This window comes from Mesorhizobium sp. LNHC221B00, assembly GCF_000502935.1.
GTDB classification, from domain to species: domain Bacteria; phylum Pseudomonadota; class Alphaproteobacteria; order Rhizobiales; family Rhizobiaceae; genus Mesorhizobium; species Mesorhizobium opportunistum.
This window is the reverse complement of sequence record NZ_AYWR01000005.1, coordinates 204,531-225,938: the sequence shown is the minus strand read 5'-3', so window position 1 is coordinate 225,938 and position 21,408 is coordinate 204,531. Positions and strand designations below refer to the sequence as shown.

General features: G+C 63.3%; 22 protein-coding genes and 1 pseudogene. 8 read left to right on the top strand and 15 right to left on the bottom strand.

Annotated elements, in window-relative coordinates:
- Positions 1 to 235 precede the first annotated feature (235 nt).
- Positions 236 to 385, bottom strand: a complete 150-nt coding sequence (locus tag X741_RS1000000168100; protein ID WP_245272677.1) for an SDR family NAD(P)-dependent oxidoreductase — start codon at positions 383 to 385, stop codon at positions 236 to 238.
- A 196-nt stretch (positions 386 to 581) separates the two neighbouring features.
- Between X741_RS1000000168100 and X741_RS157465 the strand changes: the two genes are divergently transcribed.
- Positions 582 to 2,078, top strand: a complete 1,497-nt coding sequence (locus X741_RS157465; protein WP_023777163.1) for an aldehyde dehydrogenase family protein — start codon at positions 582 to 584, stop codon at positions 2,076 to 2,078.
- A 301-nt stretch (positions 2,079 to 2,379) separates the two neighbouring features.
- Here X741_RS157465 and X741_RS157470 read toward each other — a convergent pair whose 3' ends face one another.
- From X741_RS157470 to X741_RS157485, 4 genes are all read right to left on the bottom strand, one after another.
- Positions 2,380 to 3,192 (bottom strand): SDR family oxidoreductase, encoded by an 813-nt coding sequence (locus tag X741_RS157470; protein WP_023777162.1) that lies wholly within the window; start codon positions 3,190 to 3,192, stop codon positions 2,380 to 2,382.
- 160 nt (positions 3,193 to 3,352) lie between these two features.
- Positions 3,353 to 3,856 (bottom strand): SRPBCC domain-containing protein, encoded by a 504-nt coding sequence (locus tag X741_RS157475; protein ID WP_023777161.1) that lies wholly within the window; start codon positions 3,854 to 3,856, stop codon positions 3,353 to 3,355.
- Positions 3,857 to 3,859: 3 nt separating this feature from the next.
- The gene (locus tag X741_RS157480; RefSeq protein WP_023777160.1) at positions 3,860 to 4,459 is read right to left on the bottom strand and encodes an NAD(P)-binding domain-containing protein; all 600 of its coding nucleotides are present in this window, start codon (positions 4,457 to 4,459) and stop codon (positions 3,860 to 3,862) included.
- Positions 4,460 to 4,536: 77 nt separating this feature from the next.
- Positions 4,537 to 5,271, bottom strand: a complete 735-nt coding sequence (locus X741_RS157485; protein ID WP_023777159.1) for an SDR family oxidoreductase — start codon at positions 5,269 to 5,271, stop codon at positions 4,537 to 4,539.
- 275 nt (positions 5,272 to 5,546) lie between these two features.
- Here X741_RS157485 and X741_RS157490 point away from each other — a divergent pair, with 275 nt between their 5' ends.
- On the top strand, positions 5,547 to 6,455 hold the full coding sequence (locus tag X741_RS157490) for a LysR family transcriptional regulator (protein WP_023777158.1): 909 nt from the start codon (positions 5,547 to 5,549) through the stop codon (positions 6,453 to 6,455).
- Between the two features lie 113 nt (positions 6,456 to 6,568).
- Here the strand turns inward: X741_RS157490 and X741_RS157495 are convergent, their stop codons facing one another.
- The 7 genes from X741_RS157495 to X741_RS157525 form a co-directional block, all read right to left on the bottom strand.
- Entirely contained in the window at positions 6,569 to 7,381 is an 813-nt protein-coding gene (locus tag X741_RS157495) for an SDR family oxidoreductase (protein WP_023777157.1), read from the bottom strand.
- A 19-nt stretch (positions 7,382 to 7,400) separates the two neighbouring features.
- A complete protein-coding gene (locus X741_RS157500; RefSeq protein WP_031249915.1) occupies positions 7,401 to 8,378 on the bottom strand; it encodes a sugar phosphate isomerase/epimerase in 978 nt (325 codons plus the stop codon).
- Positions 8,379 to 8,407: 29 nt separating this feature from the next.
- Positions 8,408 to 9,184: an SDR family oxidoreductase gene (locus tag X741_RS157505; RefSeq protein WP_023777155.1), complete on the bottom strand. Its 777-nt coding sequence runs from the start codon at positions 9,182 to 9,184 to the stop codon at positions 8,408 to 8,410.
- A 17-nt stretch (positions 9,185 to 9,201) separates the two neighbouring features.
- Positions 9,202 to 10,308 (bottom strand): sn-glycerol-3-phosphate ABC transporter ATP-binding protein UgpC, encoded by a 1,107-nt coding sequence (gene ugpC / locus X741_RS157510; RefSeq protein WP_023777154.1) that lies wholly within the window; start codon positions 10,306 to 10,308, stop codon positions 9,202 to 9,204.
- Positions 10,309 to 10,375: 67 nt separating this feature from the next.
- A complete protein-coding gene (locus X741_RS157515; RefSeq protein WP_023777153.1) occupies positions 10,376 to 11,281 on the bottom strand; it encodes a carbohydrate ABC transporter permease in 906 nt (301 codons plus the stop codon).
- Positions 11,274 to 12,209 (bottom strand): sugar ABC transporter permease, encoded by a 936-nt coding sequence (locus X741_RS157520; RefSeq protein ID WP_023777152.1) that lies wholly within the window; start codon positions 12,207 to 12,209, stop codon positions 11,274 to 11,276. Before X741_RS157520 ends, X741_RS157515 begins: the two co-directional genes overlap by 8 nt.
- A gap of 59 nt (positions 12,210 to 12,268) precedes the next feature.
- Positions 12,269 to 13,534, bottom strand: a complete 1,266-nt coding sequence (locus tag X741_RS157525; protein ID WP_023777151.1) for an ABC transporter substrate-binding protein — start codon at positions 13,532 to 13,534, stop codon at positions 12,269 to 12,271.
- Positions 13,535 to 13,679: 145 nt separating this feature from the next.
- Here X741_RS157525 and X741_RS157530 point away from each other — a divergent pair, with 145 nt between their 5' ends.
- Complete coding sequence (locus X741_RS157530; RefSeq protein ID WP_084018422.1) at positions 13,680 to 14,885, top strand: ROK family transcriptional regulator; 1,206 nt, start codon at positions 13,680 to 13,682, stop codon at positions 14,883 to 14,885.
- Between the two features lie 68 nt (positions 14,886 to 14,953).
- On the opposite strand, the gene X741_RS21285 is transcribed toward X741_RS157530, so the two are convergent.
- Both X741_RS21285 and X741_RS1000000171440 read right to left on the bottom strand, forming a co-directional pair.
- A complete protein-coding gene (locus tag X741_RS21285; protein ID WP_023777148.1) occupies positions 14,954 to 15,619 on the bottom strand; it encodes a substrate-binding domain-containing protein in 666 nt (221 codons plus the stop codon).
- Positions 15,573 to 15,764, bottom strand: a pseudogene (locus X741_RS1000000171440) (LacI family transcriptional regulator); the annotation flags it as partial. The gene X741_RS21285 and the pseudogene X741_RS1000000171440, both read right to left, overlap by 47 nt.
- A 43-nt stretch (positions 15,765 to 15,807) precedes the next feature.
- Between X741_RS1000000171440 and X741_RS1000000168095 the strand changes: the two are divergent.
- The 3 genes from X741_RS1000000168095 (at position 15,808) to fghA (ending at position 17,251) form a co-directional block, all read left to right on the top strand.
- Complete coding sequence (locus X741_RS1000000168095) at positions 15,808 to 15,957, top strand: hypothetical protein (protein ID WP_023764669.1); 150 nt, start codon at positions 15,808 to 15,810, stop codon at positions 15,955 to 15,957.
- 45 nt (positions 15,958 to 16,002) lie between these two features.
- On the top strand, positions 16,003 to 16,164 hold the full coding sequence (locus tag X741_RS157535; protein ID WP_245272676.1) for an FCD domain-containing protein: 162 nt from the start codon (positions 16,003 to 16,005) through the stop codon (positions 16,162 to 16,164).
- Between the two features lie 241 nt (positions 16,165 to 16,405).
- The gene (fghA, locus tag X741_RS157540) at positions 16,406 to 17,251 is read left to right on the top strand and encodes an S-formylglutathione hydrolase (RefSeq protein ID WP_031249913.1); all 846 of its coding nucleotides are present in this window, start codon (positions 16,406 to 16,408) and stop codon (positions 17,249 to 17,251) included.
- A 306-nt stretch (positions 17,252 to 17,557) separates the two neighbouring features.
- On the opposite strand, the gene X741_RS157545 is transcribed toward fghA, so the two are convergent.
- Positions 17,558 to 18,841 carry an FAD-binding oxidoreductase gene (locus X741_RS157545; protein WP_023777145.1) on the bottom strand — a complete coding sequence of 428 codons (1,284 nt, stop codon included), beginning with the start codon at positions 18,839 to 18,841 and terminating at the stop codon, positions 17,558 to 17,560.
- A 374-nt stretch (positions 18,842 to 19,215) separates the two neighbouring features.
- Between X741_RS157545 and X741_RS157550 the strand changes: the two genes are divergently transcribed.
- A complete protein-coding gene (locus X741_RS157550; protein WP_023777144.1) occupies positions 19,216 to 19,989 on the top strand; it encodes a glucose 1-dehydrogenase in 774 nt (257 codons plus the stop codon).
- Between the two features lie 82 nt (positions 19,990 to 20,071).
- On the top strand, positions 20,072 to 21,394 hold the full coding sequence (hisD, locus tag X741_RS157555) for a histidinol dehydrogenase (RefSeq protein ID WP_023777143.1): 1,323 nt from the start codon (positions 20,072 to 20,074) through the stop codon (positions 21,392 to 21,394).
- Positions 21,395 to 21,408: the final 14 nt, after the last annotated feature.

Below are 21,408 nucleotides of genomic sequence, written 5' to 3'. Positions count from 1 at the left end.
CCACATTGCGAAACGTGGCCGGAAGCCCGTCAAGGCGAGGCATTTGGAGTTGTCGGAAATGCTCACGGCCGCAGTCGCGGCGCCATAGCCATCATCGCGCGGCGATGATGGTCGAAAAGGCACCCACAAATGTACCCTGACATTCAAGACCGCTTCCGGCGCGAAGGAAGGCACGGGGAGCTAGCTCGATTGCTTTGATGGATTTGAAATGCGGGACCACCGCACGGGCGCCGTTTTAGATCGAGCGCATGTTGACGTTGGCGATCCGGTCGAACATCTCGTCGTCCATCGTCTCGAGCGGCAAGGGCGGCTGCGCCACGCCGGCATTGTTGACCAGTATGTCGAGACCGCCGAAGGCCGAGCACGAATTTCTTGACGATGCCACGGCCAAATCCAGACCCGCCACCGGTGACGATGGCGACCTTCCCAGCAAGTCTCATATCTATTCCTCCGTTGCCGGAACCATCGGGGAAGACACGCGCGTTGCACAGTCCGATTATCTGAACGCCCTTTTAGCTTTCCTTGTTTGAGCTCGCCCGCGCCGGGAGTAATAGTCGCGTCGGAATTGCGAGGAGGAAAAGATGACGCTGAACTTCGACCCGAGGGCGAAGGCCGCGACGCTCTACCGTGGCGAATTCCGGCCGATGTTCATTGGCGGCAAGTGGGTCGCGGCGCAATCCGGTCAGGAGATGCAGGCGCTGAACCCAGCGACCGGCGAGGTGCTGGCGACGGTGCCGCGCGGCTCGGCCGCCGATGTCGACGCGGCTGTGGCCGCCGCGCGCATGGCGTTCGAAGGTCCGTGGTCGACATTCTCGCCCTATGAACGGCAGTGCGTGCTTTTGCGCATCGCCGATCTCTTCGAGACGCATTGGGAAGAGCTCAGTGTTTCCGACACGCTCGACATGGGACTGCCGATCACGCGCACGCTCGCCAACCGGCGCCGCGTCATCGGCATGCTACGCTTCTATGCCGGCATGGCCACCGCGCTGCATGGCGAGGCCATCGACAATTCCATTCCCGGCGAGGTCGTCACTTTCACCCGGCGAGAACCGGTGGGCGTCGTCGGCGCGATCATTCCCTGGAACGCTCCGACCGCCGCGTCGATCTGGAAGATCGCACCAGCGCTCGCCACCGGCTGCACCATCGTGTTGAAACCGTCGGAGGATGCGTCGCTGACGCCGCTGCTGATCGCGCGGCTGATGCAGGAAGCCGGCGTGCCCGACGGCGTCGTCAACATCGTCACCGGCACGGGAGCCGAGGCTGGCGCGCGGCTCGCCGAACATCCCGATGTCAACAAGATCGTCTTCACCGGCTCGACGCTGACCGGCCAGGCGATCGCCCGCGCCGGTGTCGCCAACCTCAAGCGCGTTTCGCTCGAGCTCGGCGGCAAATCGCCGATCATTGTCTGCCGCGACGCCGATATCGACAAGGCTGTCCCGGTCGCGGCCATGGCGGTGTTCGTTCATTCGGGTCAGATCTGCATTGCCGGCTCGCGGCTGTTCGTGGCGCGCGAGATCCATGACGAGTTCGTGCGCCGGGTCGCCGAATTTGCCGGCAGGCTGCGCGTCGGCCACGGCATCGAGGCAGAGACGGAGATCGGGCCGCTGATCAACGCCAGGCAGGCCGGCAAGGTCGAGGGCTACATCAAGGTCGGCAGCGACGAGGGCGCCGAACTGGTCGCTGGCGGCTCGCGGCTGACGGGCGCGCTCTTCGATGGCGGCAACTTCATCGCGCCAACCGTCTTCGGCGCGGTGTCGGACAAGATGACCATCGCGCGGGAAGAGATTTTCGGTCCGGTCATCTCGGCGATGCCTTTCGACACGCTGGATGAAGCCGTCGCCCGCGCCAATGCGACACCCTACGGCCTGGCCGCCGGCATCTTCACCACCCATCTCGGCACCGCGCACAAGCTCGCCCGCCGCGTCAAGGCCGGCTCGGTCTGGGTCAACATGTACCACGCCATCGACCCTGCGGTGCCCTTCGGCGGCATGAAGATGTCGGGCTATGGCCGCGAGGGCGGCGTCGAGCATCTGCATGAGTATCTGGAGACAAAGGCGATCTGGATCCAGACGGATTAGAGCAATCCCAGGAAAAGTGTGAGCGGTTTTCCGTACGAGCAAGTCACCGTTTCACGGAAACGGCGAACCGCTCTATCCCTTTGTTTTTACGCAATTCCGGACGGAAAACCGTATCACACTTTTCCTGGAATTGCTCTATTGCAGGGTATGTCGAGAAACAGGTGAAGATCACGGCCAGTATTCGGCCTGAAGACACCGGGTCGGCCTTAAGACACCGGGCAGGGAAAAACTCAACGGAGGCTCACCCAATGGCGTCGACCGTCCGCTGGTCGGCGCCATTGACCCATAATCTTCTCGGCAGCTACGCGACGAAACGGACCACGCCGCCATCCACCCGTAAAGCCGCGCCGGTTGTCGCCGAAGCCTGCTCCGAGCATGCATAGATGATCATGTTGGCCACCTCGTCGGGGGTCGAGAAGCGTTGGATAAGGGTGGTTGGACGCATTGCCTTCAGGAAGCCCTGCTCGGCTTCCTGCTGCGTGATCCCGTTTGCGTCAGCTTGCTTCGCCATGAAGTCGCCCAGGATCTCGGAGCGGGTAGGACCCGGCAAGACGGCGTTGACAGTGACGCCCGTGCCCGCGACCGCCTCGGCAAGCCCGCGCGAGATCGCGAGTTGAGCTGTCTTGGTCATGCCGTAGTCAAGCATTTCCTTGGGGATGTTGACCGCGGACTCGCTACTTACAAACACGACACGCCCCCAGCCTTTCGCTACCATCCGCGGCAGGTAATGACGGGCCACGCGTACGCCACTCATCACGTTCAACTGGAAGAGGCCGAGCCAGTCCTCGTCGGGGATTTTCGCGATGTCCTCGACGCCATTGTAGCTCCGGATGTGAGCCGTACCAACGTTGTTCACAAGGATATCGGCGTCCGGCGCCTGCGCGATCAAGGCCTCGGCACCCTCCGCTGTCGCAAGATCGGCGGCGATGCCTGAGATGTCGCTTCCGGGAAAGGCCTGCCGCATCTGCCGCACCGCCTCGTCGACCCGGGTATTCCCACGGCCGTTGACGACGACCGATGCGCCGGCACGGGCCAGCCCCTCCGCCGTCGCGCGGCCGATACCGGCGGTCGATCCGGTGACAATCGCCTTGCGGCCCTTGAGTTCAATATTCATATCATTCATCTCCAATGGTAGGTGGTGATCATCCGCCGATCCAGGCTAGAATCGCCCGTCGCAGTTGAATACCGACAATATTTGGACGAAGGCAGGCCCAGCTTTGTTCGGTCGAAGCGTCGGGGCCCAGGCGACGCGGCGACGCCTCAGGACAAGCACGTCAATCCGCCTTGTTCGCGACTTCCGCCTCCGCTGCGCGGGCAAGGCTTTCGACCCATTCCTGGTGATAACGGTAGAGTGCACCGGGATGCTTGCGCCCGAGTTCCTCAAGGAACCAAGGACCCTGCTGCGTTTCTTCGGTCAGCACATGGCAGCCATCGGCTGTAGGAGTGATGACCCAGCCGTGGTACGCGCTCGATCCGGTAACGTCGCCATCGACTGTTGTCGACCATGCCAGCCTGCGGAAGGGTTCGCACTCCGTCACGACCAGACTCATCGGAAAGCCAACCGTCACCCGGGTGTATCTGGTTTCAAGCGCCAGTTCCGGTTTGCCGCCCAGGATCTTGACCTGATCCTCGGCGGGAAAGTAGCTCGACCAATTCTCGACATCGACCAGCAGCTTCCAGACCACTTCAGGCGGCGCCTTCACGTCAATGTCGTTGAGTGCGTAAATAGCCGACGTTTTCGGGTCATATCGCTCGGGCCAAATCACGTGGTCATACATCGATCACTGTTCCATCTTGAACAGGTCCTGGAAGATGAGCTGGCCCCAAGTGCGGCCGCGTGCGTGCACCAGCGCGCCACCCTCGTTGAGCTTTCCCAGCTTGACGGGTGCGAACCCGAGTTGTTTGGCCAAGGCCGCCACGGGAGCGATCGCGTCCTCATCGTCAGCAGACAGAAAGACGACCCGGTGCCCGCCCTCGACGATCGGATCGGCAGCCAGGGTGGCCGCAATCAGGTGATTGAACCCTTTGACGAGCTTGGCGCCGGTGAACGCCTTCGCGACGTAGGCGGAGGACGGGAGACTGCCCAGCTCTTCAGGCACTGGAAACGCGTTCGTCGCGTCGATGACCGTCTTGCCTTCCCAATTCGGCAGGGCCTTCGCGACCTCGCGATGCTCTCCGAACGGGACCGCCAGGAAGATTGTGTCGGCCTCGAGTGCATCCCGCAGCGACTTGGCGACGACCGTGGGTCCGATCGCCCGGGTCTGTGCCGCCAACGCCTCGGGCGGACGGCGGCTCGCGACGGCCACCTCGATGTTTTTACGGGCGCAGGCGTGGGCGAGGGCCTGGCCTATCTTACCGAATCCTACAATCGCATAGCTCATAATACTTCTCCGTTCCGTGTTGGTATTTGATTCCGGCGCTGGTTGATTGAATGGAGTGACCGGCCGGGCGTGGCGCGTCAGAGTTGCGCAAGGCCGCCGTCGACGGCGACCTCGCTGGCGGTCATGAAGCTGCTGTCCGACGACGCGAGAAAGGCGGCCACGGCCCCGATCTCCGCTGGATCGGCCATGCGCTGGAGCGGAGTCATCGAGGCGAAGACCTTCTGGCCCTCCTCACCGAGCGCTTCCTTCGCGAGTTCGGTCGCTGTCGCGCCGGGGGACAGCACGTTTACCCGTATGCCGGTGCCCTTCAGATCCTCCGCCCAGGTCCGAGCGAGGTTGCGCACCGCCGCCTTGCTCGCGCTGTAGGCGCTCATTGCCGGGGCGCCCGTGGTGCCGGCGCTCGATCCGGTCAGGATTATCGAACCGCCCTGGCCCATCAGCGGCAGCGCCTTCTGGACAGTGAAGATCGTACCCTTCACATTGGTGTCGAAGGTTTCGTCGATGTGCTCGGCGGTGATCTCGCCGAGCGCAAGCTGGCTTCCCGCCCCGGCATTGGCGAAGACGATGTCGAGCGTTCCGCGCTCGGCCTTCACCGTCGCGTAGAGTCGGTCGAGGTCGGCCTCATCCGAGACCGAGCCCGTCACCGCGCGGGCATTGGGCCCGAGTTCGGCCAGAGCCGCGTCGAGCGTTTTCTGCCGGCGGCCGAAGATGAAGACGAAGGCGCCCTCCTCGATGAAGCGCTTTGCCGCGGCGCGGCCGATGCCGGTAGCGCCACCCGTGATGACTGCAACCTTACCGTTTAGCTTTCCCATGACTTTTCCTTTCAGGCTCTGCCTTTGATCGTTCGGGAAGAACCCCGAGAGCCTGGAAATAGGCCTGTAGGGGTCAGGCTTTGAGTGCGGAAGTGCGCACATCGGTGGTGCAAAATCGATCCGGCCGGGCGACCGCCGCCAGTCGCGATGATCGGTGTCGCCGTTCGGAATTGGGCCGCGCTGGTCGACATAAGCTATGATGACCGCCCACACTGCTGTACGACTGCATTGGATACGGGCTTTGGAAGGCGCACCGCGCGGTGCGGGATCGCACCATGATCGACTGGGATGACGTTCGCTATTTTCTGGCCGTGGCGCGCGGAGGCTCGGTGCGGGCTGCCGGCGAGCGCCTCGGTGTGAACCACTCGACGGTGCTGCGACGCGTTGCACAGCTCGAGGAACGCCTCGGGGCGCGGATGTTCGAAAAGCGGCCTTCGGGCTACCGCCTGACGGCTGCGGGCGAGGAGGTGCTCGAGCTCGCGAACCAGATGGAAGCGTCGTCGCACCAGTTGGAGACACGCGTCTTCGGGCGCGATCAGAGCGTGCGCGGGCTCCTGCGGGTGACATTGGCTCCGACCCTCGCGACACACCTGCTCATGCCGGATTTCGCCGAGTTCGCGCGTCTGCATCCGGACATCGAGATGGACGTCTTGTCGTCCGGCGAGCTGGCAAATCTGACCAACCGAGAGGCCGACGTGGCGATCCGCGTCGTCTACGACCGAAAAACCCTGCCGCTCAATCTTCACGGCCTGAAGGGCCCGGAGCTGTTCGGGGCCGTCTATATGTCTCGCGATCGACTAGCCGCATGGCGTGCGGGCGCCTCTGATCCCATCCGGTGGATCGTCATAAGCATTCATGGAATTCCGGATTGGGCCAGCGAGGGTGAGCTTCGCACGACGGGGGTTCCCTTCAGGACGACGGACGCCGCAGCGCAGATCGTTGCTGTACGGCAAGGGCTCGGGATCACGACACTGCCGTGCTTCGTCGGGGATGCCGACCCCCTCCTGGTGAGGGTGCCGGGCACCGAGCTGCATTTGTACGGAACGCTCTGGCTTCTCACCCAGGGTGAGACACGCAAGACGAAGCGCGTGCGGCTCTTCACGGAGTTCGTGTCCGGCAGGCTCGCCGCGTACGCTCCGCTTCTCGCGGGGCTGTCCATACCTGAAGCAGACTCTCGCAGGTGAGGTTGAGCACCACCATTTGGTGGGCGCGCTCGATGGGGTTCAGGTCAGTCGGCAGCCGATTCAACCTGGAAAGCCCATGCAGCCTGGAAGCCCATTCAGCCTGGAAAGCCCATTCAACCTGGAAAGATAGTGAAACCGCCATCGACGCGGATGACCTGGCCGTTGATGAAGCGCGCGCGCGGACCGGCAAGAAAAGCCACCGCCTCGGCGATCTCTTCCGGCTCCGCATACCGGTTCAGCGATTTCCTGCTCGAATCCATGCGCTCCGGATCGACCACACGGGTCGCCTGGAACCGTGCCGTCTTGGTGGCGCCGGGGCTGACCGCATTGATGCGCACGCCATCGTCGATCAGTTCCTTGGCGAGGCAGCGCGTGTAATGCACGACCGCCGCCTTCAACGTCGAGTAGACGACCTCGGGCGAACAGCCGAGATGTGCCGCCGCCGACGCGATGTTGATGACGGAGCCGCCGCCGCGCTGCTTCATGGGGGGCACGAAGGCCTGGCAGACCAGCATCGTGCCAATCAGATTGTTCTCGGTGAGCACGCGGATGTCGTCCAGTTCGATGTCGAGGGCGTTGTTCGGGTTCGGCTTGCCGCCCTTGGCGCCGATGTCGCCGCCGGCGCAATTGACCAGCACATGCACGTCGCCGAGATCGGCCTCGATCTTGCGCTTCATCTCGGCCACCGCCTTCTGGTCGCCAATGTTGCCGGTCACCGACGTGACCTTCGTCCCATGCCGCTTCAATCGCTCGACCACCTCGCCGAGATTGGCGAACTCGCCGTATTTGGCCGGCGCCGTTTCGTCCATGTCATGGATCGCGACATTGGCGCCCAATTCCGCCAGACGCTCGGCCATCACGCGACCGAGGCCACGGCCGGAGCCGGTTACGAAGGCGGTCAATCCATCGAGTTCACGTGCCGTCATCAGATATTCTCCACTTTCATCAAACCAGGTTGCGCATGTTGGCGGCGCTGCGCCGGATCATGTCGAGCTCATAGGAAACCAGGGAACCGTCGTCTTCGCGTTCCCAAGGGGTACGGTAGTCGGCATCGTCGGGTAGCCGATTGCGCTGCGCTGCCCGCAGGCAGGCGGCAAATTCCCGTGCCGTCTTCGGCGGATAGCCGTGCCACCAGTCGTCGCTTAGAAAGCGGACATGCCGCGCCTCCAATGCCCCCGGTTCGAGAACGGCGGTCATGCGATCGTGGTGTTGGCCCAGAATTGCGAACATGTCGGCAAACGGCACCGCGCCATCGCCGATGGCGCAACGGATCAGCCGGTAGCCTTCGGTCGTGAACTGCACGCGGTAGTCCTTGAGGTGGACATGGCGGACATAAGGAGCGATCCGCTGCGCAAAATCGAGCGGCGCTTCGCCGACCGGGAATGTGTTGCCGGTGTCGAAGGTGACACCGACGCCTTCGCCGCCGAGTGCGCAGAAATCGACGATTTCCCCGCTGGTGAAGTCCTGGTGGTTCTCGATCGCAAGGACATGGCCTTCGGCAGACGCGCGGGGACCCCATTCCTTCAATCTGTCTCGAATGATGCCGGCGAACTCGCTCCATTTCTCGCCGGCAGCGTTGCGGTCGCCACATAGAACCGGCGTCAGCGCCGTTCGGATGATCTTGGCCCGCAGCAGGCGTGCGGCCCGAAATGCCGCGTCGAGCGGTTCGCCCACCAGCAAGCCGCCGCTGACGATCGGTGTGATCCCAAGGCCGGCGAGCCTTTCGCGCAGCGCGATCACCGCGTCGTCGGAAAGTTCCGCCAGCCATGGCACCCAGATTTCCAGCACCCGGGCGCCGAGTTCGGTCGCGAGCGCAATGAAACCTTCCAGCCCTGCCGGCTCGGGATTGGCGCGTGGCGTGCCGCGGGCCTGAAGGCCGAGATGATAGGTCAGGCCGTAGGGGTTCAGGCCGACCTCGAGCATGGAGCGATCCTTTGGTTCGGGTTTTGCGGTCATCGCAGGCCGGCATCCACGGTTATCGACTGCTTGGTGATCATCCGGCTGTCGTCGGCGGCAAGGAACAGCACCGCGCGCGCGACCTCTGCGCCGAGCAGAACGCGGCGGATCATCTGCCGCTGCACGACCTGGTCGACCGACGCCTCCGTCTTGAACCAAAGCTGCCGTTGCCGGTCGGTGATGACGGCACCCGGCTCGATGGCGTTGACGCGGATGTTGTCGGGGCCAAACGCCCGCGCCAGCGCGAACGTCAACCCGACCACCGCAGCCTTGGCCGTCGCATAGGGCGCCATCTCCGCAGCGCCGAAACGCCAGGCGATCGAGGAAAAATTGACGATCGAACCAAAGCCCAACTCCTTCATGTGCGGATGCACGGCTTGCGCGGCAAAAAAGTGGTGCCTGAGGTTCACGTCCTGGGCGTGGTCCCAGTACTCCTGCGTCACGTCGGCAACTGGATGGCGATTGTCGTCGGCGGCGTTGTTGACCAGCACCGCGACAGATCCGAGGCGGTCGCGCACCGTGCCGATCGCAGCCTGGAGAGCGGGAATATCGGTCACGTCGCAGCGCAGGAATAGTGGCGCGTGCGGTGCGGCGGCGAGTTCTCGCGCGAGATCATCGCCCGCCTTCTGCTGCAGATCGAGAAACGCGACGCGCGCGCCATTGGCGGCGAAGGCGCGGACCGTGTCGGCGCCGATGCCCGACGCGCCGCCGGTGATCAGCACGACACGGTCGGCCAGGCTCGGATAAGTGGCAAAGGGCAATGCGGAGCTCATTTCAGATCAGGCGTTGGTCAGATCAGGCGTTGGGTCGTCGGGTCGAACAAGCACGCACGCGCCATGTCGATACCGAGCGTCACCGTCTCACCCATCCGTGGCGTGCTGTCGGGGTCGAAACGACCGGTGATCTCCTTGCCGCCCAGACGCAGAACGGCCATGGTCTCCGCACCTGTCGGCTCGACCAGTTCGACCACGGCATCGATTGGCGCGATGCCTGGCTTGCGACGCTGAAGATCGGGATCAAACCGGTAGATGTGCTCCGGGCGGATGCCGAGCACCAGTTGTCGCGGCGTACCGGCGGCAAGCGTCTGGATGATCGACAGGCTGGCCGGCTTGCCGCCGGCGGTCTGCAAGGCAACAGTGGGGCGACCGCCTTCCAGGCTCAGTTCGGCCGGCAGGAAGTTCATCGCCGGCGAACCCATGAAGCCCGCGACGAACATGTTGGCCGGACGGTTGTAGATCGTGGCCGGCTCATCGAATTGCTGGACCTCGCCCTGATGCATCACGGCGATGCGCGAGGCGAGCGTCATCGCCTCGACCTGATCGTGTGTGACATAGACCGTCGTCTTGCCGACGCGGTGATGCAGCTTCTTGATTTCGGTACGCATGTCGACGCGCAGCTTGGCGTCGAGATTGGAGAGCGGCTCGTCGAACAGGAACAGTTTCGGATCACGCACCAGCGCCCGGCCCATCGCGACGCGCTGGCGCTGGCCGCCCGAAAGCTGTCCGGGCTTGCGCCCAAGCAGCGGTTCGATCTGCAGGAAAGCTGCAACCCGCTTGACGGCCTCGTCCTGCTGCGGCTTCGGTACGTGGCGGCTTTCCATGCCGAAGGTGATGTTCTCGCGCACCGTCATCGTCGGGTAAAGCGCGTAGGACTGGAACACCATGGCGATGTCGCGGTCCTTCGGCGCAACCGAATTGACCAGCCGGCCGTCGATGCGGATCTCGCCGGAGGTTACGGTTTCCAGCCCGGCGATCATCGCGAGCAGGGTGGACTTGCCGCATCCGGATGGTCCGACCAGCGCAATGAACTCGCCGTTCTGCGCCTCGAGATCAATGCCCTTCAGCACCTCGACCGCGCCGAAGTTCTTGCGCAGGGATCGGATGGTCAATGTCGACATGCGAAGCCCTTCTTGCCGGTCGGAGCGATCGGCGACATGAGACAGGCTCCGCTCATTTGATCGCGCCTCATTTGATCGCACCCTGGGTCAGGCCGCGGACGAAATACTTGCCGCCGAAGAGATAGATCAGCAGCGGCGGCAGCGCGCCGATCAGCACGGCGGCACTCATGACATCGTAGGCGCGTACATTCGTGCCGCTTGCCGTCAGCGCGACGAGCGCGGCCGTGATCGGCTGTTGCTGCCCGGAGGTGAAGACGACACCGAACAGATATTCGTTCCAGATGCCGGTGAACTGCCAGATCACCGTGACGATCAGGATCGGTGAGGAGAGCGGGAGAATGATCTTGCGGAAGATGCGCCAGAAGCCTGCGCCATCGATGCGCGCCGCCTTGATGAGATCGTCGGGGATGCTGACATAGTAGTTGCGGCAGAACAGGGTGGTGAACGAAATGCCCTGGATGACGTGGATGACGATGAGCCCGTAGGTCGAATTGCTGAGGCCCAGATTGCCGAGGATGAACGCCCAGGGCATCAACGAGATCTGGCCCGGTATGAAGACACCAAGCAACATGCAGGTGAACAGTGCTTCCGAACCCTTGAAGCGCCATTTCGACAAGATGTAACCGTTCATCGCGCCGACCGCCGTCGAGATGATCGTCGCCGGGATCGTCATTTTCAGGGAGTTGTAGAAGTTGCGCTGCATGCCCTCGCAGGTGCCGCCGATGCAATAGGTGCTCCAGGCCTGCCCCCAGGCTTCGAGGCGGAAGCTGCGCGGCAGCGAGATCAGCCCGTTGCGCGCGATCTCTTGCTGATCGCGGAATGAATTCAGCACCACGACCAGCAACGGGACCAGGTAGATCGCCGCGAAGACAACCAGCAGCCCATAGATGACGAAGCGGGTGAGGAAATGCCTCCGCGTCGCGACTGCGGCGGCGCGATGATCGTGCGACCGGTCCAACGCTGCGTCAGCCATGACCGGCTTCCTTGCGCCGTCGCCAGACCACCCAGAATGAATAGGGCACCAGCACCACGGCCAGAGCGGCAAGCATCATGATGGCTGCCGCCGCACCTTCGCCGATCTGGCCACGTTGGAACATCAGGTCATAGACGTAGATGGCGGGGAACGTGGTCGAGATCCCTGGCCCCCCTTTGGTGAGGGCCGCCACGAGGTCGAAAGTCTTGATGGCGAACTGGATCTGGATGACGGCGACCGCCAGGAAGATCGGCGCAATCGTCGGCAGAAGCACTTTGCGATAGATGCGGAAGGTCGATGCGCCGTCGATCTGGGCGGCCTTGACAAGGTCCGAATCCACCGAGCGCAGACCGGCCAGGAAGAGCGCCATGGCAAAGCCCGAGGACTGCCAGACACCGGTGATGATCACCGCGTAGATCGCGTAGTGCCGATCGCTGGCGAGTGCGAAACTGAAATTCGTCCAGCCCAATCCGCGCACCATCGCCTGGATACCGTCGGTTGGGTTGTAGAGCCAGCTCCAGACCGTGCCGGTGACGATGAAGGAGACGGCCAGTGGATAAAGGAAGATCGTCCGCCAGACCGCTTCGCCTCGCACCCGCTGGTCGATCAGGATCGCCAGCAGCAGTCCCACGGCCATCGAGCCGACTATGTAGAACCCGCTGAAGAAAAAGAGGTTGTTGTAGGCGATGTTCCAGCGCCGGTTCGCCCACAGTGACGCGTAATTGTCCAGGCCGACGAAGCCATAGGTCGGAAGCAGCGAGGAGTTCGAGAGCGAGATGTAGAGCGTCCAGCCGGTGAACACGAAGACGTAGACGAAGCTCGCCACGAGGGAGGGGCAGAGCACCAGCAGGGGCATCGCCGAACCCAGCCGCTGCCGCCAGGGGCGGGCGGGCGCTGGGACCGATAGGATCAGGTCGTGATTTGACATCTGGAGCGCGGGACTAGGATGGCCGGGTGCTGATAGCTATTGCGCCCGGCCGTTCCCGCCTACTTCTGTGCTTCCGCCGCGTCGGCCATGGCATTGGCGCCGTCCTCGGCTGACATGTCGGGCGTCGCCACGAACTCGGTAATGGAGTCCATGATCGCGCCGCGCATCTTCTGCGGGATGGTCATGTTGTGCGCCATCGAGCGGACCAGCGTGCCGTCCTTGATCGAAGCCTGCAGGTCCTTCTGCGAGAGCTGCTGGCACGGATTGAAGCCCTTCGACAGATCGATATCCAGGCGCGCGGGGATCGAGCCCTTGGCCTGGTTGAAGACCGTCTGGAAATCGGGCGACAGGATCAGGCTGGCAAGCAGTTTCTGGCCGTCGATGTAATCCTGGTCCTTCTGCTTGAAGAACACGACCGAGTCGGAGTTGAGGATGAAGCCGGGTTTGCCCCAATCGGTCGGCGCCTGGGCGCAGACATAGTCGGTGCCTTCCTTGAAGCCGGCGGCGGTCAGCAGGCCGATCGTCCAGTCGCCCATGATGTGGAACGCCGCGTCGCCCTTGCCGACGAGCGCCGACATCGAATCCCAGTCGCGGCCAACCATGCCCGGATCCATGTATTTGGTCGTCATCAGGCGCATCTGCTCGAAGGCCTTGACCATCCCCGGGCTGCGCATGGATTCGACATCGCCTTCGACGAAGGCCTTGCGATAGAGGTCGATGTCCTGGCCATAGAGCACGACTTCGAACACGGTCGAATCCGTCCAGTCGGCGGTCGAATGCGAGATGCAGATCTTGCCTGAGGCGACGATCTTGTCGCAGGCTGCGTTGAACTCGGCCCAGGTCTTGGGCATTTCCGCCACGCCGGCCGCCTGCATGACCTTCGGCGAGGCCCAGAGCCAGTTGATGCGGTGGATGTTCATGGGAGCCGCGACCCATTTGCCCGTCGGCTTCATCACCGGAAGCAATTCCGGCGCCACCACTTTCTCCCATCCTTCCGAGGCCGCCAGCTCGTCGAGATCGGCGGTCATGCCGGTCTCGTTCCACTCGGCGATTTCCGGGCCTTTGAGCTGCACGGCAGGCGGCGCATTGCCGGCGATCACGTCGGCACGCAGCTTGGCCAGGGTATTGGCCGTGTGACCGGCGATCGACGTCTGTTCCCATTTGCCGCCCTTGGCGGTGAACATCTCGCCGAGCTTGGCGATCGCCTGGGCGTCCGATCCGGTCGCCCATTGGTGTAGCAGGTTCGTCTTGGGCTCGGCTAAGGCTGCCCCCGCGAAAAAGGTGCACACAGTGGCGGCCGCGAGGGCGGTCATGACGGATTTCATCGTTTCACTCCCATATGGTGTTGCACGGTTCGTATCGACCGCTTATGGCCGCGGTTTGAATCCGCCGCCGGCGAGATGCGTTAATCTCGAGTTCTTTCCAAGATGACATATTGGCGCTATCAGTCAACGATGTTTATGTTGATCCATGACAAAACCTTCGCTTAGGACCTGGCTGATCGGCAGACCGTCCGCGTCGCCGGAGAGCATGATCGTGCGATGCTTGAGTGAGCGCGGCGTACTCTCCGCGTCGCAGATCACGCACGTCACCGGTCTGGCGCGCTCTACTGTCTCAACCGCGCTCAATGGCTTGAGAAAGTCGGGGATGGTGATCGAAGCTCCGGCCAGCCGCGATGGGATCAGGGGTATCGGCAGACCAGCGGCGGCCCTGACGCTCAATCCGACAGCGGGCACCTGCGTCGGAATTCACCTGGGTCTCCAGGAGATGCGGCTCATCGTTGCCGATGTCTCACATTCCGTCATTGCCGAACAAACTATCCCCATGGCTCTGGACTACCAGCCGCAACAGGCGGCCCAGATGGCCAAATCGGCAATTGCCCGATCTTACGAGGAAAACGGTCTGCCGGTGGCGGGGCTCCTGGGGGTTGGGGTTTCCGTCTCCGGCCCTGTCAGCCGCGATGGAGTGGTGCTGCGCGCGAGCATCGTTCCAACATGGGCCGGCGTCAACATACGAGATGTGTTCGGGCCTGTCCTGGAGCGGCCGATCTTCGCCGACAACGAAAGCAACTGCTCGGCCATTGCGGAGCTGATGTGGGGTGCGGCCGTCGGCCAAGATGATTTCGTGCTGTTCAAGATCGATCTGGGCGTCGGTGGGGCCATTGTCCAGCATGGCCGGCTGGTGACGGGCATCGCCGGTGGCGCCGGCGAATTCGGGCATATCAGCATCGACCCCGGCGGCGATCTTTGCCGGTGCGGCAATCGTGGATGCCTGGAGCTCTATGCGAGTTTTGCCCGGCCACTGGAACAGATTTCGCGTATCGTGCGGCGGCAAGTCACGATGGACGATGTCATCACGATGGCCGAGCAGGGCGACATCAGGGCCTTGCGGATGATCGAGGATACCGCCGAGATCGCCGGCCGGGGTCTCGGCTTGATCGGATCGGTGCTCAATCCGCCGCTTATCATAATCGCGGGCCACATGGCCTTGGCGGGCGACATTCTGTTGACGCCGCTGATCGCGTCCTATGAACGCCACACGCTCATCAAGTCCCGCGATATCGCTCCGGCCCTGCGCACCCGGATCATCGTTGGCAAGCACACCCAGAACGATGCATTGCTGGGCGCGGTCGGCCTCGTGCTGAGACATCAGACGAAGGAACTGTCTCTCGGCTGATCGTCAGTGTCAGTCATCGGCGGGCGACAATCCGCTGACTGCCCGCATCGGAATTGTTCCGGCTCCGATCAATGCGTTGGGAGCTTGAGTGGCGAGCAGCTTTCTCCAACCACTAGCGCCGGCTGGAAAACCACGTTGCGGGCAGGGTGGGCGACCTTGCCTTCGATGCGGTCGACCAGCATGCGCAGTGCCTCATTGGTCATGTCGGTAACCGGATGCTCGGTACGGGTAAGGCGCGGCTTCAGCCCGCCTGCTCCTGCGACCGTGTCGGTCGAGGCGATCGAAACATCCCCGGGGCAGCGCAGCCCAAGATCGGCAACGGCCCGCATGACCCCGATGGCCATGACGCCATTGGCGACGTAGAGGGCGGTTGGTCGGTCCGGCTGTCCGAGCAGATCGCGCGCGACCGAATAGGCGGTGTCTTCGCGGAACTCGCCGGAACGGACATGCCCGGTTTTCGGGGCAAGCCCGCGCGCCGCCATCGCTTCGAGCATGCCTTGCAGCCGGCCGCTGCCGGTCGTCAATTGCATGGGCCCGGTAATCGAACCGATATGGCGGTGGCCAAGGTCCAGGAGGTAGTTGGTCGCCTGCTTGCCGGCCGACAGATTGTCGATGGTGACGGTTGTCGACGCCGGCGTCGCCGATCGAACGGCCGAGCAGGACCACAGGCGTCCCCTGGAAATCCCGCCGCTGGTAATGGCTTTCGGGTCCCACCGGAACGACCACCGACCCATCGCACCCTAGTGTTCGAATGCGCGAAAGAATGCGTCTTTCGATGTCGGGCTTTTCATCGCTGTTGAACAGCACAAGCGAGTAGCCCCAGGCGGCGACCGCCGCCTTGGCCGCGGTGACGATGCGGGCATAGAACGGGTTTGCCAAGCACGACGGCGTCTATCAGCCGCTCAACAATGCCGTAGGCAGCGTGTGGGACCAGCTCAAGACCATCGACCGCATCAATACCGAGATCGGCGGCAATCTTGACCGGCTGATCATTCTTCACGATTCCGAACGCTGGAAGGGCTTGCCGGTGGTCAAGGAGGTTGAAGGATTCCGCATCGTCAAGGCGGCTTAGCAGATCGTGCAGGGGTTGAATGTTCGCATCAATCAACTGCGCTCGATGACCATAAGTTCGACCGATCGCCGGGAACCGGCGATAGCCGAAATGACCGCGATCATGGCCGCCATCAAGTCGCGCGACCCCGACAAGGCCGAGGCCGCCGCCCGGCATCATGTCGAACAGGCCTGGTCCATCGCGCAGAAATTGCTGCGCTCGAGATGACCAGCCGTTTGTCATGAGGACCATGCGATAATTTGTCGACACCTAGCCTGTGGACGCCGCGCGATCCGTCGGTCTCGGCGCTTGGGAGCGGCATGCATGCGCCGCCACCGCATGTAGGCTTCGGTTCCCTGGGCTGGAACGGCGCCAAAGCATGATCCAATCCATCAAGGTTGCCGTGATCCCGAGCGATGCCGTAGACAGGCGGCCGTAACGACGTTTTCCAATGGTGGAGAAGAAATACATGTCGGACCAGATGAAGACCATCTCCGTTGCGAAGTCGCACGGCGGTGTGCAGGGCGTCTATTCCCACGCCTCGGATGCCTGCTCCTGCGACATGATTTTTGCCGTCTTCGTGCCGCCCCAGGCCCGTGAAAAGCCTTGCCCCGTCGTATGGTATCTCTCCGGCCTCACCTGTACGCATGCCAATGCGATGGACAAGGGGGAATACAGGCGGATGGCCGCCGAGCTTGGCCTGATCGTCGTCTGTCCCGACACCAGTCCTCGCGGCGCCGACATCCCTGACGAGAAGGACAATTGGCAGTTTGGCTGCGGCGCCGGCTTCTACCTCGATGCAACGCAGGAGCCCTATGCGAAGAACTATCGCATGTACTCCTACATTACCAAGGAGTTGCCGGCCCTGATCGCGCGGGAGTTTCCGACCGACATGAAGCGTCAGGCAATCTTTGGCCACTCGATGGGTGGCCACGGTGCGCTGACGATTGCGCTGAAAAATCCAGGACGCTTCAAAAGCTGTTCGGCGTTTGCGCCGATCGTGCAGCCAGCCACCGCCGGCTGGTCGAGGCCGGCCTTCGAAAAATATCTCGGCGCGGATGAGACATCATGGCGTGGCTACGATGCCACCTCGCTCATCGAGGATGGCCACCGCTTCCCGGAGTTTTTCGTCGATCAGGGAACGTCGGACGGATTTCTCAATGACGGGCTGAGGCCCTGGCTCCTGGAAGCGGCCTGCGCGAAGGCCGGCATTGCGCTGACCCTGCGCATGCAAGACGGCTACGATCACTCGTATTTCTTCATCTCGACATTCATGGAAGACCATCTGAGATGGCATGCCCAGAGATTGTCCTAGGGATTATCCCCGAGATTGTTTCGAACGATGGGTCACTCTCTGCTGAACGGGCATCTGGCTCTCCTTTTCGCCAATGCCGAGGGGCAACCTCGGGACCAAGATCGTTGATGGTCATATGATCTTGGTCGCCTGTTATGATTTTTGTTAATCGGCAAGTGTGCCTATAATTTGGTCGGCCACGCGGTAGCGCTACCGAGCGAAAATGGCTGGCTTCGCGTTCGAATACGAAAAGGGCGCGGACCAAAAACGCCCGCAGTCCGGGGCAGGTCGCGGTCCCGGGCCGTCAGGCCGGGCGAACTCTTGGCGTCAGAGGCCGAACCGGTCCTTCAGTCGCCCCGAAAGGATCGCCGCCTTCACGCCGAGCGGCCAGAAGCGGTGAAACCGGATTGGCTTGAGCGGCGATATCGGCATGGGAAACGGCGACGTCTCATCGCCGCGCAGGCGCCGCGCCAGGGCAGCGCCCATCGCCGAGGCCATGGCGACGCCACGGCCGTTGTAGCCAAGGCAGATCAGGATGCCGTCCTCCGGCTCGTGAACGTGCAGGAGATGGTCCTTGGTGATCGCGACCCGGCCGTTCCAGCCATGTGTCCAGCGCACCCCGGCAAGCGCCGGCCAGAGCCGCATCGCATAGTCGGTGAGATAGCGAATGGCGGAGGCATCGCCAATGGGCTTCATCGGTCCCCGGCCGCCCATGAGAAGGCGCCCGTCGGCATCGATGCGGTAGTACACGGTGATGTTGCCGGCTTCGTAAAGCACCGGCCTTTGCGGAAGGATCGCGGCCGCGAGCGGCGGCGGAAGCGGTTCGGTCGCCGCGATCGCGCTGAACACCGGAACCAGGGACTGCTCCAGGCCCGGCCACAGGGCGCCTGTATAGCCGTTGGTCGCGACAAGCACCTTCTCCGCGCTGACGGTGCCGTTGGCGGTTTTGAGAACCCATCGCCCGGCTTGCCTGTTCAGCGCGAGGACTTCGCTGCCGCCAAAAATCCGCGCACCGGCGCTCTGCGCTGCGGCTGCCAGACCAAGGCTGTATTTCAACGGATGGAGATCACCGCCGCGGGCGTCGAACATGCCGGATGTATATCTGTCGGTTCCGGTGCGTGCCGCCATCGCCTTTGCGTCCAGCATGTCGACCGGCATGCCTCGCCGCGCGCATTGCGCGGCCGTGGCCCGTACGGCGGCTGCCGGCTTCGGCCGGATGGCCGCGCGTATGGTGCCGTTCTGCCGCGCCTCGCAGGCGATCGACAGGCGTTTGATGAGGCCGAAGGTGAAATCCGGCGCGCCATAGGAGAAATCGATCATCCGCGGCCCCAGTTCCGGGCCGAACATCGCCTCGATCGTGTCGGGATCGTATTTGAGGCCGGGATTGACCTGGCCGCCATTTCTGCCCGAAGCGCCCCAACCCGGCTGCTGAGCCTCGATCACGGCAACGTCGTCGCCGGCTTCCGCCAGATGCAAGGCGGTCGAAAGGCCTGTGAAGCCGCCGCCGATAATGGCGACCCTTGCCCGCTGCGCGCCGGCGAGCGTCGGATAACTACCGGTGCCGCCTGCCGTTTCGCGGTAGAGGCTCCTGGGCGGGCTGCTCTCGGGCATATTGCGGGCTCTTATGGGCTTGGTGGCGTGACTGCGCCCGCGAGAAATTCCATGAGGAACGGCAGGCCCGCGAAATCGAGCCGGGCGCGGGACAATTCAGCATGGCTTTCGGGAAATCACAACAGTTGCGAGAGCGCTCCATGAAGTGGTCGTTCTCCGACGGAGAGCCGATGCTGACACGCACATATGTGTCGTCATCGGCGGGTTCTCAAAAGCCAGATTTCGCTGCATCCTCTCCCCGTGGAAGCCGGTCGCCCTGCGGAGTGCACTGGTGGACGACGTCACAAATAGCCTAGCCGAAATGGTTTGTATATGCTTGTATATGTAACCTAAGGCCTGTTAGCTTCGGAGCCGAGGCTGCCCAGGAGGATCACATGCGCAATGCTTCTCTCTTCGACCTCGCCGGCAGGAAAGCGCTTGTCACCGGTGCCAGCCGCGGTATCGGGCGCAGCATCGCCGAGGCGTTGAGCGCGGCCGGCGCCGACGTCGCGGTCACGGCGCGCAGCCTGGCCTCCCTCGATGAGACGACTGCGGCCATCCGCGCGGCCGGCGGCGTTGCGCATGCCGTCGCCCTCGATGTCACCGATGTCGGCCGCTGCCGGGCGGCCACTGCCGAGGCTGCTAGCCTGCTGGACGGTCTCGACATTCTCGTCAACAATGCCGGGATGGAAGAAGTACGGCCGTCGCTCGATGTCGACGAGGCACTCTGGGACCGGATCGTCGATACCAACCTCAAGGGCGCCTTCTTCTGCGCCCAGGCGGCGGCGCGGGAGATGCGCGACGCCGGACGGCCCGGCGCCATCATCAATCTATGCTCGCTGACATCCGAAGTCGGCATTCCGACCGCGGTCCCATACGGCTCGTCCAAGTCGGGCCTGCTCGGCATGACGCGGGCGCTGGCAGCGGAGTGGGCGGATCTGGGCATCAGGGTCAATGCCATTGCCCCGGGCTACTTCAGGACGGCGATGACGGATGTGTTCTACAGCAGCGAGGCGTGGCGGCAGTCGATGTTGGCCAAGATCCCGCAGCACCGTTTCGGCGATCTCCACGACTTGCACGGCGTCGCCGTGTTCCTTGCCTCGGATGCTGCAGCCTACATCACCGGCCAATCCATTCCGGTGGATGGCGGCTTCCTCGCATCGATCTGAGGCAGCCCGCTATAGGTTCGAAATCAAAGTCTTCCGCAATGTGACCGGCCGGCACGTTGCGTTCCAACAGAAGGAAATTTCCATGTCCGACGTCAGCTTCCACGATCTGTCATCGCTCGATGCCACCCAGCGGGCCGGCCTTCTGAAACGCGCCGAGGGCGATCTGTCGGTCTTCGTCGAAAAGGTCCGCCCGATCATCCAGGCCGTCAAGGACGAGGGCGACGCCGCCCTGATCCGCTTCGCCAGGGAGCTCGACAAGGCCAATGTGGCCGAAGGCGGGCTGAAGGTGTCGGAAGCCGAGTTCGACGCGGCATTCGACAAGGTCGAAAAGGATGTCGTGGAAAGCATCGGCTTCGGCATCGACAACATCAGGCGCTTCCATGAGGAGCAGAAGCCGGAAACGATGTGGCTCAAGGAGGTCCGGCCGGGCGCCTATGCCGGCGACCGGTACACGCCGATCGCCTCCGTGGCGCTTTACGTACCGCGCGGCAAGGGTGCATTTCCCTCGGTGACGATGATGACATCGGTACCGGCTGTCATCGCCGGCGTGCCGCGGATCGCGATCGTGACGCCGCCGACATCGGATGGTTCGGTGGACGCTGCGACCCTGGTCGCCGCTCGCCTCGCAGGGGTGAGCACCGTCTACAAATGCGGCGGCGCGCAAGCGGTCGCCGCCGTCACCTACGGCACCGAGACCGTGCAGCCGGCACTCAAGATCGTCGGCCCCGGCAGCCCCTGGGTGGTGGCGGCCAAGAGCGTCCTGTCCTCGATCATCAACACCGGCCTGCCTGCCGGCCCGTCGGAAGCCATTATCTTTGCCGATGACAGCGTCGACGGCGGCCTTGCCGCGCTCGATCTGTTGATCGAGGCCGAGCATGGGCCGGATTCCTCGGCCTATCTGGTGACCCACAGCCGCAAGGTGGCCGAGGCAGCGCTTGCGGCACTTCCTGAACATTGGTCGCGGATGACTGAACAACGCGTCGAATTCTCGCGCGCGGTGCTGACCGGCAAGCGCGGCGGCATCGTGCTGACCACGTCGCTGGAAGACAGCTACCGCTTCATCAATGACTATGCGCCCGAACATCTGGAAATCCTGTCGAAGGAGCCGTTCGCGCATCTCGGGCACATCACCGAGGCGGCTGAAATCCTGATGGGGCCGCATACGCCGGTGACGCTTGCCAACTTCGTCCTCGGGCCGAACGCGGTGCTGCCGACCAGCCGCTGGGCGCGAACCTATGGGCCGCTCTCGGTGACGGATTTCGTCAAACGCTCGTCGGTTGGCTATGTCACCTCGGCCGCCTATCCGGAACTGGCGCAACACGCCCGCAGGCTCGCCCGCTACGAGGGTTTCAGCTCGCATGAAAACGCGGTCTCGGAGATCCGCGACCGCTACCTCGCCGGCTGAACGGAGGCGATCGC

Excerpts from the sequence above, each read along its gene's own strand:
- X741_RS157475 (WP_023777161.1), bottom strand. The coding sequence starts at position 3,856 with ATGTATGACCACGTGATTTGGCCCGAGCGATATGACCCGAAAACGTCG.
- X741_RS157535 (WP_245272676.1), top strand. The coding sequence starts at position 16,003 with ATGACCATAAGTTCGACCGATCGCCGGGAACCGGCGATAGCCGAAATG.
- X741_RS157480 (WP_023777160.1), bottom strand. The coding sequence starts at position 4,459 with ATGAGCTATGCGATTGTAGGATTCGGTAAGATAGGCCAGGCCCTCGCC.
- X741_RS157490 (WP_023777158.1), top strand. The coding sequence starts at position 5,547 with ATGATCGACTGGGATGACGTTCGCTATTTTCTGGCCGTGGCGCGCGGA.
- X741_RS157550 (WP_023777144.1), top strand. The coding sequence starts at position 19,216 with ATGCGCAATGCTTCTCTCTTCGACCTCGCCGGCAGGAAAGCGCTTGTC.
- X741_RS157515 (WP_023777153.1), bottom strand. The coding sequence starts at position 11,281 with ATGGCTGACGCAGCGTTGGACCGGTCGCACGATCATCGCGCCGCCGCA.
- X741_RS157525 (WP_023777151.1), bottom strand. The coding sequence starts at position 13,534 with ATGAAATCCGTCATGACCGCCCTCGCGGCCGCCACTGTGTGCACCTTT.
- X741_RS157520 (WP_023777152.1), bottom strand. The coding sequence starts at position 12,209 with ATGTCAAATCACGACCTGATCCTATCGGTCCCAGCGCCCGCCCGCCCC.
- X741_RS157470 (WP_023777162.1), bottom strand. The coding sequence starts at position 3,192 with ATGAATATTGAACTCAAGGGCCGCAAGGCGATTGTCACCGGATCGACC.
- X741_RS157485 (WP_023777159.1), bottom strand. The coding sequence starts at position 5,271 with ATGGGAAAGCTAAACGGTAAGGTTGCAGTCATCACGGGTGGCGCTACC.
- X741_RS157545 (WP_023777145.1), bottom strand. The coding sequence starts at position 18,841 with ATGCCCGAGAGCAGCCCGCCCAGGAGCCTCTACCGCGAAACGGCAGGC.
- ugpC (WP_023777154.1), bottom strand. The coding sequence starts at position 10,308 with ATGTCGACATTGACCATCCGATCCCTGCGCAAGAACTTCGGCGCGGTC.
- hisD (WP_023777143.1), top strand. The coding sequence starts at position 20,072 with ATGTCCGACGTCAGCTTCCACGATCTGTCATCGCTCGATGCCACCCAG.
- X741_RS157530 (WP_084018422.1), top strand. The coding sequence starts at position 13,680 with ATGACAAAACCTTCGCTTAGGACCTGGCTGATCGGCAGACCGTCCGCG.
- fghA (WP_031249913.1), top strand. The coding sequence starts at position 16,406 with ATGTCGGACCAGATGAAGACCATCTCCGTTGCGAAGTCGCACGGCGGT.
- X741_RS157500 (WP_031249915.1), bottom strand. The coding sequence starts at position 8,378 with ATGCTCGAGGTCGGCCTGAACCCCTACGGCCTGACCTATCATCTCGGC.
- X741_RS21285 (WP_023777148.1), bottom strand. The coding sequence starts at position 15,619 with ATGGGTCGGTGGTCGTTCCGGTGGGACCCGAAAGCCATTACCAGCGGC.
- X741_RS157465 (WP_023777163.1), top strand. The coding sequence starts at position 582 with ATGACGCTGAACTTCGACCCGAGGGCGAAGGCCGCGACGCTCTACCGT.
- X741_RS157505 (WP_023777155.1), bottom strand. The coding sequence starts at position 9,184 with ATGAGCTCCGCATTGCCCTTTGCCACTTATCCGAGCCTGGCCGACCGT.
- X741_RS157495 (WP_023777157.1), bottom strand. The coding sequence starts at position 7,381 with ATGACGGCACGTGAACTCGATGGATTGACCGCCTTCGTAACCGGCTCC.